This window comes from Nonomuraea sp. IBHARD001, from assembly GCF_056106265.1.
Map to the genome: position 1 here is coordinate 281950 of NZ_JBWBBW010000001.1, position 14436 is coordinate 296385.

Consider the following 14436-nt stretch of genomic DNA (forward strand, 5'->3'; position numbering starts at 1 on the left):
AGCACCCGGAAGAAGCCGCTCTCGCTCAGCACCTGGGTGGAAGCGCGGGAACCCTCTACCCCCTCACCCTCCTGCGCCCGCTCCCGCAGGATCGACGGAAGGTCTTCGACAGCGGCAAGAACCTGCTCCGGCCCAACATCGAATCAACAGGGTGGGCCTACATCATCAGGCGAGCTCACGCGCTGTGGCCAATACCGATTCACGCCTCGGCTATAGCAGTCCGTCACTGTCAGGCAAGGAAGTGTGTCCCCGGCTCCACCACGGCCCCTGCCCCCTTCACGCCGGCGATGGCTGGTCAACCGCGCCGTGAGTTGTCAGCCACCCCGCAGCACAGAGGCTGTAGAGTCCGCATCGTCGCTGGAGCGATGCACCTCCCATGCGAACGGGTCGCTCACCTCTGCCAGCGGTCGGCCGGACTGCTACCGCTCCTCCTGCCTCTGGTGGTCGCCACCGGCGGCCGCCGAACGCTTGCTTCGGAGTGCACTCCGGGTTCGCTCTGTGAAGGCTGCCGGGGGAGGGGGCCGTGTGCTCATGCTCGCGTAGCATCCGCCATCTACCCACGATGTCCCCGATCGGTTACCAAAGATCACGCCCGGCCCCTCGCAGCAGCCGGGCCCTGCCGTCGCCACCCGCTGGGCCGCCCGACCCGGCGCGTCGGCACGTGAACGACAGTCGGCCGGTCACGTCTTCCCGCACCCCTGCACGTCCCATCACGTTTCCCGGACACGCCCCGAGCGCCGTCGCTGCTTCTTCCACGAGTCGACGATCCCTTGAGACCGCCATCGATTTCCGACACCCTTGGCGATCAAGGTTCCGGCTCTTCCCGCAGAGCGTGAATTCCGGCGAAGTTGCCTCGGACGAGGCTCAGGCTGTGTCGTCGAAGGACTCGAATTGACTTCCGCGTGCCAGCGGGTGGTGATGGCGTCGTCGAAGCGGCGAGCTTCCTGCAGGTGCCGGTCGTTGTCCAGGCTTTGCTGCGGTCGATGCTCTCGCAATCCTGCTACCGCCGGGCGCGACACAACGGGAGACAAGCCGAAGGCGGCCCACTTTCGGCTGCGACTGCGCGCGGACGACTAAGACCAGCCCCGATCTGCCGGGGATCAAGGCCCTCAGTATGCTTCTTCAACACGACCCGGGGCTTTCAGCACCGTGCGATCTTGCGCGTTTCGCCCAGCGGCATTCGCGTACCTCATCGAGGGGTTGCGCGCCAAGTGTGGGCCGGAGAGGGGCCGCATCGGATGGACCCGGTGGTATGGCGGGAGTAGCCTTTCAGTATGGCTGACACGGAGAAGGTGACGGTGACGCTCCCCGCGACCATCGTCGACGCGCTACGGACCCGCCGCGAGAGCGGCGAGATCGAATCGGTGTCCGGGTATGTCACCGCGGTGGTCGCGGCGCAGCTCGGCCGCGACCAATGGCTCGCCGAGCGCCAGGCCCTTCTCGGGAGGCCGCCGGCCGAGGCCGAGTTGTGGGCCGATCAGCTCATCGACTCCTTCTACGACGGCGCCGAGGAGCGCAAGGCCTCGTGACCGTCTTTCCCCCCGACACCATGGGCGGTTTCGTCCTTGACGCCAGCGCCCTCACCGAGCTCGGCGCGGGCCTGAACGTGTATGCGGAGGCGGTCGTGCAGCGCGCCGCCGCACGCGGTCTCACGCTGGCGGTGCCCGCTGCGGCGCTGTCGGAGGCGTGGCAGGACATCCGCCGCGGCGGGCCTGCACGCGTCGACCGGATGCGCCATTTCGTGGGCGGCGTTCTTGTCGTCGTCGAACCGCTGAACACCGCGGGCGCCTACGCCGCCGGGGAGATCGCCGAGGGCCGCGACGTCGCGGCCGACGTCAGCGCGGCGCACGTGGTGACCGTCGGCCGGGAGCGCGGCTGGCCCGTCTTGTCGGCCGATCCCGCCCGGGTGCTCGCCCTGGACCCCGGCACGGTCATCGCCAAACTGCCGGGCACCTGACCATGTCAGTAGCTGGCTTGGCGGAGTGGAGCCAGCGATATCCACGAGGTGGTCCCGCTCGACTTTGATACGGATCGAGTATGCGCCGTCATTGCTGAAGGAGGGCCCCGTACAGCGGCATGCGGGCGCTCGTGGACGACCAGCCGATCACTGACCGTGATCGGGCTGGCCTGCTGCGGTGGCGGCCTCAAGGCGCCTGGCTACAGTCAGCAGGCCGCCACCACGGTAGTTCCCGGTCTCCGTCTCAGACATCTATGCCCAGTGTTCGGGCTCACCCCGCTGTGTCCGCGCGCGCCGGGCATACACAGCTGCGTGCAGAACTCTGCGGGCTGGATGTGAATCGCGCGCAGGAAGGCCTGCCCATAACCCCCGGCCGCGACTTCAGGGATTTCCTCCTGTCGGCCGGGTCGTGCATGGCGAGGTCTTCCACAAGCGTGAGCATCAGGAAGGCGGCTCAGGTGTGGTCGCCCCAGAAGGGGTCTTCCCGGCGAGCCCGCCCGGTGAAGCCGAGCAGGCGTACCCGATGCAGGAGATGCTCGGATGCGCCGTGGGCGCGCAGGCGCTCGGGGGCGTGCTCGACCAGCCAGGCGGTCAGCGTGCCATGCCCTCGTCGGCGGTGTTGATGGGGAGCGGGTCGGCCAGGGAGCGCACGCCTACGCCGCGTCCGGACAACTCGTGGACGAGTTGAGGACCTCGCGCAGGTTGCGGCCGATGCGGTCGAGGGTGTGAACGACGATGGTGTCGCCGGGGCGGCGTAGGCGAGGAGCCGGTTGAGGCCGTCGAGGTCAGCGGTGGCGCCGGTCTTCTTGTCGAGGTAGATCTGCGCCGCGGGGATGCCTGCGGCGGCGAGTGCGTCCAATTGCCGCTCCAGCGACTGTTTCGTGGTGGGCCGGGTCCGCCAGGTGGCCAGTTCCGCGGTCACGATGGCCCGGCCGTGGAACGGGACGGCCGTGACCTCGACCCGCAGCAGGTCGCCCAGCGTGCGGGTCGCCGGTTGCTCGGCAGGGTCCCGGAACAACTCGTGAAACTCCATCCCCTCCAGCACCGGCCCAATCCCGGTATCTGCGGCGACCAGGGCAGCGAACTCTGCACAGGCCAGCAGATGCTCAGCCGGGATCGCCCGCAACCGGCCGCCGCGAAACAGGGCGTCGTCGAAGGCGATCACCCCGGTCACCAGCCCGGCGCACAACAGCGCACCACCCGACATGCCCGACCACCAGCGCACCCCATCACCCGCCTGGTCAGGGGCGGCGTGCGCACCGAGCCGCACCACGTACCGGCCGTCGGCCGCGCAGATCTCCCGGATGCAGTTCACCGCGCAACTGATCCGTGCGCCGGGTCCCGCGCTCGCCGGGACCCGCGGCAAAGCGTGGGAACCCGATCGCGGTACAGGCGATCCCGGGTGCAGACCCGGAAATCACCCCCAGCGCGTCGGCGCCACTTCCCTACGCCCGCCAAGGCGCAGCAGCGCCGCGTCAACCCGGGGATCAGCGGAGATCCACGCGCACGACACCCGCTCAGCCGCGCGCCCCCTGCCCCGGCAGTTGCGCCGGGTCCCCGACCCGGACCCTGATCTTCAGCCACTCCCGCCCGGTGGCGGGTCGACGATCACATGGCGTGCGGTCAGGACCAGCGTCGGGCCGATCAGATACCCGCTGCCCTTGCTCGCGATCTTCTCACCGCCCGCGCGCACGTCGGCCAGCCTGCCGAACTCCACCGCGGGCAATGACGCCATGACGGGCTAGTCCTCCGGCTCCCACTCGTCGCTGTCGGCGTCAGTGATGACCGCCTCGCCGCCAGGCGCCGCAGTGTCCACGATGGCCAGCCTCAGCGTGATGCGGTGCGTGTTCTCCCTGGCCAGCTTCGCCTCACCGCCGAGTTCGGCGCCGCCGATACCGACCACCTCGATCTTCACCTTCGCTCCCGGGGCCGCCTTCCTGGCGATCACCGCCGCGAGTTCCAGTTCGGCCCCGGTGATGGTGAACCGCAGCCGCTGCCCGTCACCCTCCCGCTGCGCCCGGGTGAGGTCGTAGCGCACCTGACGCAACGTCTCCGCCAGCCCGATCTCGCCACTCCCGGCCACTCCTCCTGCCACACCCCGGACCGAAACAGCCACCGCGCACCCCTGGGCCCCTGGGCGAACGTAGCGGTCAGAAGGGCAAGCAACCAGCGCAAGGTCCTCGACATCAGTGGGGTGTCGCAGGCCGACGGCGCGACCGCCCAGCTGTGGCAGCACCACGGCGGAGACAATCAGATGTTCGAGCTTCTCCCCGTAAACCCCGCACCCGGCAACCCGGGATCGATGTGGAAGCTCCGCGCGGTGCACAGTGGGAGATGCCTGGACATCGTCGGCCCGAACACGGGCAACGGTACGCAGGTGCATCAGTGGGCCTGCTATTCGGCCAGCAACCAGGAGTGGAAGCAGGAGCGGAGACTCGTCCGCATCGGCACCACGCAGTTCACGGCCTACCGCTTCAGGAACGTCAAAGCCAACAAGTGCCTGGACAACGCGGGCGGCAGAGGCGTCAACGGCAACGAGATCCAGATCTGGGACTGCAGCAACTCCGAGAACCAGCTCTGGTACTGATCCCTGACGCTTCAGCCTGACATGTATCGCCGCGAGCCGGCCTGGCCGGTGTTCCCGGATCCTGCCGGGCACCGTCCAGGCCGGCTTGAGCACCACAGCATGGCCCCGGTGTTCGAACGGCGTGTTGCGCCGTTCGGTGTATTGCCTGATCTGTGAGGCATCCTCGATCTTGAACTGCCGGCCGAGATACGCCGGCACCTCATCGGGCACATCCAGCGGATCGGTCAGGAAGCGCCGGGCGAGCCGGGCCGTCATCACTGCAGGGCGAAGCCGGGGATGGTTCCTGAGTTCGGCGCCGCTCGGCGATCAACATCCGGTCTGCGTCATCCAGGAAGAAGAACCGCTCCGGCTCCGCCTGCGACGGAGCACCGGGAACAGCCGTACGCGGCCGCCTCCCCTGTCACTCAAGAACTCAACCGGCATAGACGCCGAAAGCAAGGCAGGCCCGGCGACCTAACGCCGACAGGTCACCCGAAGCACGTGATGGACGTGACGTTGACACGATCTCCATTGGAGATCTTGATCCACACGCTGCTCCGGCCGCGGCGGTCGTAGCGGACAGCGGTGGCGCCATACGTAAAGCTTGTTACGCAATTTCGGTAGGCGCGGACCGCGTCGACGTCGTAGTAGCTGGAGTAGTCGACGGAGCGGTGGCGCGGCGGGAGCTCGAAATCTGCCCGGTATTGATAGGGGCGTCCGTGAGTGGTGCACGGCAGCTCGTCTTCGTAGAACCTGATCTCGTTCGCCCAGCACCATTGGTTGGCGATGCGGACGGCGAGGTTGTTCGTCCCGTTGGTGACCACGCCGCCGCAGTAGGGGGTGGTGCACACGTCCAGAGATCGGGTCCGGGGCGAAGCCTCTACGGGGAGCGCGGTGAAGGTCGCGAGCATCAGCGCGGCGAGACAGAGCTGAAATGTTTTCATCAGTGCCACCCTTTCGATATCGAATAATAGGACGAAATCACGAGATCGGGATCTGGCATCGGACTGATTCGGTAGCTGCCAGCCATCTGCTCGGCAGCATCGGGTCAGGAGCCTTCTTTCTGCGGTTGAGATAAGCTCCGGCTACCGATCTGGTCGGGAGCCGGAGCTTATCCACTCGATCACCCATATTTGACGTAGCAGTTCACGCCGTCTGATTCGCGGTAGCAGTGGGCGTTCTCATTGTCGCGAATCTTCGTGTAGACGTTTGCACCAATTCGGTGCCACTTGCCGTGCATGTTCAGCCAGTAGTCCTCGTACTGCATGGTGAAGGCATCGGTGTCGTTCCAGACGGTCCAGCTGTAGGTCCTGCCGTTCATGCTGGCCGTCCAGCAGTTGCGATCGACGGTTACCCAGCTGGTCGAGCTTCCGCCGTTCCAGTTCCAGATGTCGCAGTTCCCGCCGTATCCGGCGTCGTGACTGCGAATGTCTCTGGCGATGACGAGGTTCTGGATGCCGTCGTGCCGAATGACATCGCCACCGATCACGAGCGCGATACCCTGCCCAGGATCGGACTGGGGACTGGGGCTGCCTGCTGGGGCGGCGGCCGGAGTCGCGTAGCTTATTCCAGTGCTCGTGACAAGAAGCCCTAGCGTCAATATGACGCCGGCACCCCATCTCCATATCTTTGCGGTCAAGACATAGCTCCTCTCATGTATTCTCGGGAAATTCCAACCAGCAGAGTCGCTGGCGCGCGGCCAGGCTTGGCGAAGATGGAATACGGCCGGTGCAGGATGCCCCCTTTTTCAAGAGCCTGCGATTTCCTCCACAACGTCGATCTCAACGAGAACGGCGGGATTCACCTGACCTCCTTTCGTCGCGATGCGCTTGGACAGCACCTGTTTAGCGCCAGGGAAAGTTGTCCGGTAGCGGCTGGAGGCCCGGACAAACAACGTCGAGCGCCAAAGGTGAGACGCTGTCATTTTTGTTTGGGCGATCACGGACTTGCAGGGTGTGTTGTTCGGCGGCTCCGCGACTTTCGCGCCCCTCGCCATGTCCCGCCCTTGCGCAGTGCCGGCCCCGGGCTGGCGGACCCGGCTCGGCCGGTCGGCGCATGAGCCGTGCGCGCGGTTGCCGGGGTTCGATAGGGGTGACACGGGGGCGGTCACAAGCGAATAATCGGCCACTGGCACGAGCACTGGCACGGGTACGGGCATTGAGACTGGAACTGGCCTGGAGGTCGGGCATGCCGCGTCCGGAGCGTCCGATCGATCCTGCGGGCGGGATCGTGGAGCAGTTCGCCGTTGAGCTGAGGGAACTACGTCGCAGCGCGGGTGATCCCGGCTACCGGGAGCTGGAGAGGCGCTCGCATTTCTCGTTCACCACGTTGTCGGACGCGGCCAGCGGGAAGCGGCTGCCGACGTTGCAGGTGACGTTGGCGTATGTGCGGGCGTGCGGCGGAGAGGCCTCTGTGTGGGAGGCGAAGTGGCACGCGGCGATGGAAGGCCTGCGGGCCAAGGCTGAGGCGGCCGGGAGCCCGCGGGCAGGGGCGCGGGTGCGGGGGCCCTACCTCGGGCTCGCCGTGTACGGGCCGCAGGACGCCGATGTGTTCTTCGGGCGTGAGCGGCTGCTGGCCACGCTGACAGCCCGGATGGCAGGGCAGCGGTTCGTGGCGGTCGTCGGAGCCTCCGGGTCGGGCAAGTCGTCGCTGCTGCGGGCGGGGCTGCTGCCCGCGACCGCGCCGGTGGGCGATCAAGGCCGGTCGTCGCTGCTGATGACGCCGGGGGCGCACCCGCTACGGGAGTGCGCCACCCGAATCGGCCAGGAGTTGGGCCAGTCTGCGGACGTGATGGCGGCCGAGTTCGCCGCACAGCCGCGCAACCTCGGGATCGCGCTCGGCCGACTCGTGGTGAGCCGGCCTGGGTGCCAGGAGGTGCTTGTCGTCGTCGACCAGTTCGAGGAGGTGTTCACGCTCTGCGACGACGCCCGTGAGCGGGACTTTTTCATCACGGCGTTGCTGCAGGCGGCACACGCCCCCGAAAGCCGCAGCCGAATCGTGGTGGGGGTGCGGGCCGACTTCTACGCCCAGTGCGCCCGCCATGCGCAGCTGGCACAGGCGTTGCAGGACGCGCAGGTGCTGGTCGGGCCGATGAGCGAGGAGGAGTTACGCGACGCCGTCACCAAACCGGCCCTGCAAGCCGGGCTGAGTGTGGAGCGGGCGCTGGTCACGGCGGTGGTGGGCCAGGCGCGAGACCGTCCCGGCGCGCTGCCGTTTGTCTCGCACGCGCTGTGGGAGACCTGGCGGCGGCGGCGCGGCACGAGCCTGGCGCTGGCCGACTATCAGGCCGCCGGCGGCCTCGACGGCGCGCTGGCCCAGTCCGCCGATCAGATCTACGACGACCTTGACGAGGACCGGCGGCGGGTGGCCAAGGACGTGCTGCTGCGGCTGATCACTCTGGGCGAGGGCACCGAGGACACCCGGCGCCGGATCCCCCGATCCGAGCTGGGCGACGACGACCGGATCGAGAAGGTGGTCGCCAGGCTGGCCGAGGCCCGGCTGCTGACACTCGGCCATGACACGGTCGAGATCGCGCACGAGGCGCTCATCGGCGGCTGGCCCCGGCTGCGCTCCTGGCTCAGCGACGACAGGGACGGGCTCGTGCTGCACCGCCGGCTCACCGACGCGACGCAGATCTGGCTGTCGGCAGAGCGCGACCCCGACCTGCTGTATCGCGCCGCCCAGCTCGATCAGGCGATGGCGTGGGCCGAACTGCCCGACCACGCCGGGGCGCTCAACGCCGACGAACGCGCGTTTCTCGACCAGGCGACCCGGTCGCGGGACAAGCGGATCCGGGCGCGCAGGCGAAGAGCCCTGCGTATCCGGGCCGTCACGACGCTCGTGGTGGCGCTGCTGGCCGCCGCGACGGTGATCACCGTGATGCAGCGCAACGACGCCCGCCAGGCGCACCGCGAGGCGGTCGCACGCCAGCTCGTCGCCGAGGCGACGGCGCTGCGCGAGGTCGACCCGCTGCGCGCGGCCCAGCTCAGCCTGGCCTCCTGGCGGATAGCACCACAGCTCCCGGCCACCCGCAACAGCCTGATCAGCGCCCAGGCGGTGGCGCTGCCCATCAGGATCGCCGGCCGCAGCGGCCAGGTCCGCGATGTGGCGTTCAGCCCGGACGGCCGGGTCATGGTGACCACAGCCGACAAGGGCGCCGTCCGCATGTGGGACAGTGCGACCCACAGGCCGCTGGGCCCACCGCTCACCGGCCACACCGGCACCGTGAACGGCGCCGCGTTCAGCCCGGACGGCTCCACGCTCGTGACCGCCTCCACCGACCAGAGGCTGTGGTTGTGGGACATTGCCGGACACCGAGGGGCCGGTCGGCCTCTCACCGGCCACACCGCAGGCGTCACCGGTGTCGCCTTCAGCCCGGACGGGCGCCAGGTCGTGAGCGGCAGCGCCGACGGCACCCTGCGGGTCTGGAACACCGCGACATGGCTAACCGTGGGAACACCGCTGACCGGGCACGACGGCCCGATCACAGCGGTCGCGATCAGCCCCGACGGCTCCACCGCCGCCAGCTCCGGCAACGACAAGACGGTCCGGCTGTGGGACCTGGCCACCCGCAAACCGATCGGCCGCCTGACCGGCCACACTAGCGTCACCAACGGTGTGGCCTTCAGCCCGGACGGACGGCTCCTGGCCTCGACCAGCGGTGACAAGACGGTCCGGCTGTGGGACGTCGCCACCCGGGCGCCGGTGGGCGACCCGCTGAGCGGGCACACCAACGTCACCTACGGCGTGACCTTCAGCCCGGACGGACGAACCCTCGCCAGCAGTGGCTGGGACAAAACGGTCCGGCTGTGGGACGTCGCCACCCGAAAGCCGCTCGGCACCCCCCTCACCGGCTCCACGAGCAGCGTGCTCAACATCTCCTTCACCCCCGACGGATCCGCGCTCGCCGGTGGCGACTCCGACGGCTCCCTGCTGATCTGGCAACTGCGGACAACCTTCCTGCCCGGGCACACCGACGCGGTGTACGCCATCGCGCCCGGCCCCGACGGCGTCATCGGCACCGCCTCCGACGACCGGACCGCACGCCTGTGGAAGATCACAGGCAACCAGCCATTCGGCGCCCCCCTCACCGGCCACACCGCCGAGGTCCGCGCCATGGCCTTCGACCCGCGAGGCACACTCCTGGTCACCGGCAGCTGGGACGGAACACTTCGCCTGTGGGACACCAAGAACCACAAACAACTCGGCGCCCCCCTCACCGGACACACCGGCTGGATCCGCGGAATCGCGATCAGCCCCGACGGAGCCCTCATCGCCACCGCCGGCATGGACACCACAGTGCGGCTGTGGGACACCGCGACACGCCAACAGGTCGGCGCCCCACTGTCGGCCCACACCAACTCGGTCACCGGTATCGCCTTCAGCCCCGACGGGCGCACCCTCGCCACCGCCGCCAACGACACAACCGTACGACTGTGGGACGTGGCGACCCGAAACCCGCTCGGCCCGCCGCTCACCGGCCACACCAGCGTGGTACGCGACGTCGCGTTCAGCCCGGACGGCACCACCCTCGCAAGCGTCGGCGACGACAAAACCGTCCGCCTCTGGGACGTCAAAAGCCGCACACCCACAGCCGTCCTGACCGGCCACACTGCCGAAGTCCTCAAAGTGGCCTTCAGCCCCGACGGACACGAACTGGCCACCACCGGCCTGGACAAGACAGTCCACCTGTGGGACACCCGAAGCCGCTCAGCCACGATCACCTTCACCGCCAGCACCGGGCTGGCCGGCGTGGCCTACGTCCCCGGCGGACTGCTCACCGGCGGCGTCACCGGCAACGTCCTGCGCTGGAGCACCAAGGTCGAGCACGCCGTCGCCTACGTCTGCGCCGCAACCGCAACCGACCTCACCGACGAGGAATGGCACAGATACGTCCCCACCTGGCCGAACCAGACCCTGTGCCACTGAACACGATCAGGCCCGCGCACCCCACCATCCCGGCCACCTCATAGGCGTGCCTCCACCCGGCCCCCTGCCCGCACCAACCCACGAAACACCCGCCGCCCAGGTCAGGCGTACAGCGTCGTCGTGTGACACGAGCGGTCACCTACGAAACACCACAACGGACAGGGGTCACTTCTCCTGGCCCCCTGCGGTGGTGTCGTCTCTCCTCGCCCGCTCCAGGTTTCTGCGCACCACTCTTGTCGTCGGGTGTTCGGGTCCGAGTATCCGCTCGCTGTCAGCGAGGGTGGCCTCGTACAGTGGGCTGGCGCGCCCCAGGCTGCCCGCCGTCTCATAAGCGTAAGCGAGGTTGTTGCGGGAGATCAGACTGTGAGGGTGGTCTGCGCCCAGTACACGCTGGCAGTCGATGAGGGCGGCTTTGAACATGGGAATGGCCTGCACGAGGTCGCCCGCTACCTGGTAGGCGTGGTCGAGGTTGTTGCGGGAGGTCAGGGTGTCGGGGTGGTCTTGGCCGAGCACTCGCTTCCGGTCAGCGAGGGTGGCCTCGTGCAGGGGATGGCCCGCCCCAGATCACCTCCTGACCCGTAGGCGCTGGCAAGGTTGTGCCGGGAGGCCAGAGTGTCAGGGTGGCCGGGGCCGTGAAAGCGTTCGGCAACGGCCAGAGCGCGTTCGAGGTAGGTGATCGCCTGTCTGTGGGTGCCTTGACCTTGCAGAAAGGCGGCGGTCCGGTCCAGGAGCCGTCTGGTGGTGGGGGTGTCGGTTTCAGGGGTGGTGTGTTCAGCCAGGGCGCTGATGTGGGGAGCAGAATGCGCCAGTGAGCGGGCAGGTTCGTGCTGGCAGGGCAGGCGTGTTCAAGGAGCCGGGGCGCTGTGTTGCGGGCGGTGGTGATGTGGTCGGGCTGGCGGTGGGGGTCAGCGGGGTCGGGGGTGCGGGCGACGGCCTGCACGAGCCGGTGCACGCTGATCGTGTCCAGGCCGAGGGCGATCATGTTGTGGGCAGCCAACCGGGCCAGTGCCGCCTGCAGCCCTGGCGCTCCCTCTGAGACCTCCTCACCGAGAGGGCGAGCAGAGTGCGGGGGATGGTGTTGGCGGCGTACCAGGCCAGGATGCGCAACAGGTTTCCTGGCCAGCGGGGCGGTGTCGCGGAGGTGGTCGAGGGGGGGTGTGCCAGACCCGGGCCATCGAACACGAACACCCCCCAACCACCGTGAGGTGCACCGGCAGCGGGCACCCGGCCCGGCCGCGAAGGGAGACACCCATGACCACCACAACCCCCCGCACCGGCATTGGTCGCATCTCGCGTGCGGGCCGGCGCCACATGATCCGCAGGCTCGCCCGCACCGCCCTGTTCGCAGCCGTCCGCGGCCTGGCCTACACCACCGGCACCACCCTGGTCAGCCTCACGATCTGGTGGATCACCCACCACTGACCCCCGCTCCCACACGACAGCCCCGGGCAGACCGGTCTGCCCGGGGCTGGGCGATCCCGAGAAGTGGATCAGAGCCGAACTAGAATGGCCATTGACAGCCGAAGAGGCGGAAACGACTCAAGGGGTGCTTCTTAGTTCTGGCACAAATCTGGCACGCGGTCGGTCGCCTGTGCTTACGTGTTCGGCGTGACCTTTGATTCGGATACAGGCAGGCCTCTCAGACCTGTTGCGGCGAATACGGAGTCGGAATTCGGTGTACATCACGCCTGTCCTTGCCTTGAGCGCGGTACTCCTTCTGATCCTCAACTGGTTCGTCGCCGGCGCATCCCTGGGACGCGACTGCGTCGTGTACGAGAGCGGCAACATAACAGAATGCGCTTGGGGGCTTTCCGAGGAGCAGGTATCTGCTGCTTCAGGACTGATCGCGCTGGTCATGCTCGCCATTCAGATAGGGCTGATCGTCGTGGTGAGACGGCGCATCCGTTTCCGGCATGCGATGAGGTTGCGTGGCGAGTGACGGGCCGGCCTCCGTCGGTGCCTCGATCAACTGATCTGGGACGTGAAGTGGGTACAGGATCAGAAAGGACCGGGCTCAGGCTGGGACTCACGCCTGGGGTACAGCCGGAGGCGTACTTCAGCAGCTGTTCAAGGTGCCGGAGAAACAGTGCCCCGATGCCGTCGCGGGCCGGCTTCGAGGTCGAGGCGGTGCTCGTTTAGGTCGTCGTGGGGTGTAATGATCCGCAGGCCGGTGGCGGCGTCGTCCACCTCGTAGCGCGCCATAATTGCTCCCAGGTTCAGTCCAGGTCATCGCCGTGGTGGGTATGGCAGTAGCAGGTGAACGATCAGCGGCCGTGGCCGCTGATCGTGCGTGAGGCCAGATGGTCGAAACGGTGCGGCACCAAAGGGCCGGCCCGCGGTGGCGGCGGCGAGCAGCTCTGCGACGCTGGGCTGCGCCGTCTTCCGCACCCGGATCCGGTGCGGGCTCCTTGATCGTCCGAGGTGAGTGCTGCTGGGTTCGGCGGCGAGCGCCTTCTCGACTTCGCCACCCGCGCCGCCGACCTGGCCAACGACCACTGCCAGCGGGGGAGTGGCGACCGGGCGTCAAGGCGTGCTTCCCTTGGCCGTGCGATGGGGCATGAATAGGGGCAGGGGCTCGAACGGGCGAGCCCGGCGGGTCAAGCACGATCCGCGCCCTTGCTGCGGCGAGGCAGGCGGGCGCAGCAAGGGCGGTGCGAGATCCGTGCGTCAGGCGGGCCCAGGCCGGGGCTGGATGGGCTGGGCAGAACCCCGCCAATCGTCCTGGGAAGATTCGGGAGCGGCCTCACGGGCGAACCCGAATGTCACCGAAGCGATCACGCGTCCGGCCGCCGACTCAACAGCGGCCGCGACCTACTCTTGCCTCGGAGCACGTCGACCTCGAGCTGCCATTCGCCGAAGGTCCGGTTTCCCTGGCGCAGCTGGAAGTGGCGGATCCGGTTGCTGGCCATGCCGACCGGTGCCGGCCCAAAAGCAGCGAGCAGGTCCGATTCCCGCTGGGAGTGGAAGCCTGCCCGCTCGATGTCCTGCTCGGTCGCGAAAACGTCCGCGATGCGGTGGCGGCCGACATCGAGCCGTTCGTCCTGCGTGCCGCCCATGGAGCAGATCCACCGCGTGTTCGGGGGCGGGTCCGGCTCGATGAGCCGCTCGTAGCGGGCCACCTCCTTGGTGTAGCTGATGGTAGAGACGGATGTTGAAGCGCCTGGAATGACCCAGCAGTGCGGGGCGTGGGCCTTGATCTGGCGAGCCAGGGCGAGCGCGGCCTCGAACTGGGCCCCGAACTTCTACGGCTCCGACGACCGCGAAGTACCTGCGCCGCTGGAGGCGGCGTTGCCGAAAGGGGTTCAGTTGCTGATGGCGGGCATGGCGCGCCGGTAGCGGGTGTCGGTGAGCTGGGCCTTGAGGAAGGCGGCGATGTCGGCGCGGCTCATCGCCGAGCCGATCCGGTCGTGGCCGAGGAAGCCGGAGCGGATGCGGCCGGTGGCGGGCTTGTCGGTCGGGTTGGTGATGCGGGCGATGGTGTAGTCGATGTCGGAGGAGGTGACGGCCTCGGTCATGCCCGTGAGTTCGGTCAGCGCGTGGGGAAAGGCGATGCGGGCCATGACCGGCAGGAGGGTGTGTTTCCAGTGTGGCTTGTCGCGCGGGTCGGCCAGGGATGGCGTGGCCAGGCCGATGAAGCGGGTCACCTGCTGTGCCTGCATGACCCGCACGATGATGCGGGTCCCCTCGCTCAGCGGGGTGCCTGTGGCTGAGCGCTTCAGCGAGGGGCCGAGCGCGCTGATGACGGCGTCCGCGCCTGCGATCGCCTGCTGGACGGCGGCCTGGTCGGACAGTTGCCCCGTGATCACGGTGAGGCCCGGGTGGGTGAGGGTGAGTTTGGCCGGGGTGCGGACCAGGGTGGTGACCTGGTGGCCTGCGTCCAGGAGTTGCTGGATGAGCAGCCGGCCGATGCCGCCGGTGGCGCCGAAGACGGTGACGCGCATCAGAGAGGTTCCTTGCTGTGGAGACGGTTCCGGGTCCGGCTGCG

15 protein-coding genes are annotated in these 14436 nt (G+C 68.3%); 6 read left to right on the plus strand and 9 right to left on the minus strand.

Annotated elements, in window-relative coordinates; translation table 11 throughout:
• The first annotated feature begins 1274 nt into the window (after nucleotides 1-1274).
• Together ACTWNK_RS01120 and ACTWNK_RS01125 are read left to right on the plus strand one after the other, a co-directional pair.
• Nucleotides 1275-1529 (plus strand): hypothetical protein, encoded by a 255-nt coding sequence (locus tag ACTWNK_RS01120; protein ID WP_474301590.1) that lies wholly within the window; start codon nucleotides 1275-1277, stop codon nucleotides 1527-1529.
• A complete protein-coding gene (locus ACTWNK_RS01125) occupies nucleotides 1526-1957 on the plus strand; it encodes a hypothetical protein (RefSeq protein WP_474301591.1) in 432 nt (143 codons plus the stop codon). Before ACTWNK_RS01120 ends, ACTWNK_RS01125 begins: the two co-directional genes overlap by 4 nt.
• Nucleotides 1958-2411: 454 nt before the next feature.
• Here ACTWNK_RS01125 and ACTWNK_RS01130 read toward each other — a convergent pair whose 3' ends face one another.
• The 3 genes from ACTWNK_RS01130 to ACTWNK_RS01140 all read right to left on the minus strand — a co-directional run bounded on the left by ACTWNK_RS01130 (nucleotide 2412) and on the right by ACTWNK_RS01140 (nucleotide 4052).
• Nucleotides 2412-3272, minus strand: coding sequence for a hypothetical protein (locus tag ACTWNK_RS01130; RefSeq protein WP_474301592.1), 861 nt, complete (start codon nucleotides 3270-3272; stop codon nucleotides 2412-2414).
• 261 nt (nucleotides 3273-3533) lie between these two features.
• Nucleotides 3534-3692 carry a hypothetical protein gene (locus ACTWNK_RS01135; RefSeq protein ID WP_474301593.1) on the minus strand — a complete coding sequence of 53 codons (159 nt, stop codon included), beginning with the start codon at nucleotides 3690-3692 and terminating at the stop codon, nucleotides 3534-3536.
• Between the two features lie 6 nt (nucleotides 3693-3698).
• A complete protein-coding gene (locus ACTWNK_RS01140) occupies nucleotides 3699-4052 on the minus strand; it encodes a trypco2 family protein (protein ID WP_474301755.1) in 354 nt (117 codons plus the stop codon).
• Nucleotides 4053-4082: 30 nt separating this feature from the next.
• On the opposite strand from ACTWNK_RS01140, the gene ACTWNK_RS01145 reads away from it, so the two are divergent.
• On the plus strand, nucleotides 4083-4544 hold the full coding sequence (locus tag ACTWNK_RS01145) for an RICIN domain-containing protein (RefSeq protein ID WP_474301756.1): 462 nt from the start codon (nucleotides 4083-4085) through the stop codon (nucleotides 4542-4544).
• Nucleotides 4545-5011: 467 nt separating this feature from the next.
• Here the strand turns inward: ACTWNK_RS01145 and ACTWNK_RS01150 are convergent, their stop codons facing one another.
• Nucleotides 5012-5467 carry a hypothetical protein gene (locus ACTWNK_RS01150; protein ID WP_474301594.1) on the minus strand — a complete coding sequence of 152 codons (456 nt, stop codon included), beginning with the start codon at nucleotides 5465-5467 and terminating at the stop codon, nucleotides 5012-5014.
• A gap of 179 nt (nucleotides 5468-5646) precedes the next feature.
• Nucleotides 5647-6012: a hypothetical protein gene (locus ACTWNK_RS01155; RefSeq protein ID WP_474301595.1), complete on the minus strand. Its 366-nt coding sequence runs from the start codon at nucleotides 6010-6012 to the stop codon at nucleotides 5647-5649.
• A gap of 698 nt (nucleotides 6013-6710) precedes the next feature.
• Between ACTWNK_RS01155 and ACTWNK_RS01160 the strand changes: the two genes are divergently transcribed.
• On the plus strand, nucleotides 6711-10451 hold the full coding sequence (locus ACTWNK_RS01160) for an nSTAND1 domain-containing NTPase (RefSeq protein ID WP_474301596.1): 3741 nt from the start codon (nucleotides 6711-6713) through the stop codon (nucleotides 10449-10451).
• 165 nt (nucleotides 10452-10616) lie between these two features.
• Here ACTWNK_RS01160 and ACTWNK_RS01165 read toward each other — a convergent pair whose 3' ends face one another.
• A complete protein-coding gene (locus tag ACTWNK_RS01165) occupies nucleotides 10617-10997 on the minus strand; it encodes a tetratricopeptide repeat protein (RefSeq protein ID WP_474301757.1) in 381 nt (126 codons plus the stop codon).
• A complete protein-coding gene (locus ACTWNK_RS01170) occupies nucleotides 10934-11290 on the minus strand; it encodes a tetratricopeptide repeat protein (protein WP_474301758.1) in 357 nt (118 codons plus the stop codon). Before ACTWNK_RS01170 ends, ACTWNK_RS01165 begins: the two co-directional genes overlap by 64 nt.
• Before the next feature lie 412 nt (nucleotides 11291-11702).
• On the opposite strand from ACTWNK_RS01170, the gene ACTWNK_RS01175 reads away from it, so the two are divergent.
• Complete coding sequence (locus tag ACTWNK_RS01175; protein ID WP_474301597.1) at nucleotides 11703-11873, plus strand: hypothetical protein; 171 nt, start codon at nucleotides 11703-11705, stop codon at nucleotides 11871-11873.
• Between the two features lie 253 nt (nucleotides 11874-12126).
• Nucleotides 12127-12390 (plus strand): hypothetical protein, encoded by a 264-nt coding sequence (locus ACTWNK_RS01180; protein ID WP_474301598.1) that lies wholly within the window; start codon nucleotides 12127-12129, stop codon nucleotides 12388-12390.
• 835 nt (nucleotides 12391-13225) lie between these two features.
• Here the strand turns inward: ACTWNK_RS01180 and ACTWNK_RS01185 are convergent.
• Entirely contained in the window at nucleotides 13226-13570 is a 345-nt protein-coding gene (locus ACTWNK_RS01185; protein WP_474301599.1) for a GP88 family protein, read from the minus strand.
• A 183-nt stretch (nucleotides 13571-13753) separates the two neighbouring features.
• The gene (locus tag ACTWNK_RS01190; protein ID WP_474301600.1) at nucleotides 13754-14392 is read right to left on the minus strand and encodes an NAD(P)-dependent oxidoreductase; all 639 of its coding nucleotides are present in this window, start codon (nucleotides 14390-14392) and stop codon (nucleotides 13754-13756) included.
• Between the last annotated feature and the right edge of the window lie 44 nt (nucleotides 14393-14436).

Excerpts from the sequence above, each read along its gene's own strand:
- ACTWNK_RS01120 (WP_474301590.1), top strand. The coding sequence starts at position 1,275 with ATGGCTGACACGGAGAAGGTGACGGTGACGCTCCCCGCGACCATCGTC.
- ACTWNK_RS01150 (WP_474301594.1), bottom strand. The coding sequence starts at position 5,467 with ATGAAAACATTTCAGCTCTGTCTCGCCGCGCTGATGCTCGCGACCTTC.
- ACTWNK_RS01190 (WP_474301600.1), bottom strand. The coding sequence starts at position 14,392 with ATGCGCGTCACCGTCTTCGGCGCCACCGGCGGCATCGGCCGGCTGCTC.
- ACTWNK_RS01175 (WP_474301597.1), top strand. The coding sequence starts at position 11,703 with ATGACCACCACAACCCCCCGCACCGGCATTGGTCGCATCTCGCGTGCG.
- ACTWNK_RS01160 (WP_474301596.1), top strand. The coding sequence starts at position 6,711 with ATGCCGCGTCCGGAGCGTCCGATCGATCCTGCGGGCGGGATCGTGGAG.
- ACTWNK_RS01135 (WP_474301593.1), bottom strand. The coding sequence starts at position 3,692 with ATGGCGTCATTGCCCGCGGTGGAGTTCGGCAGGCTGGCCGACGTGCGC.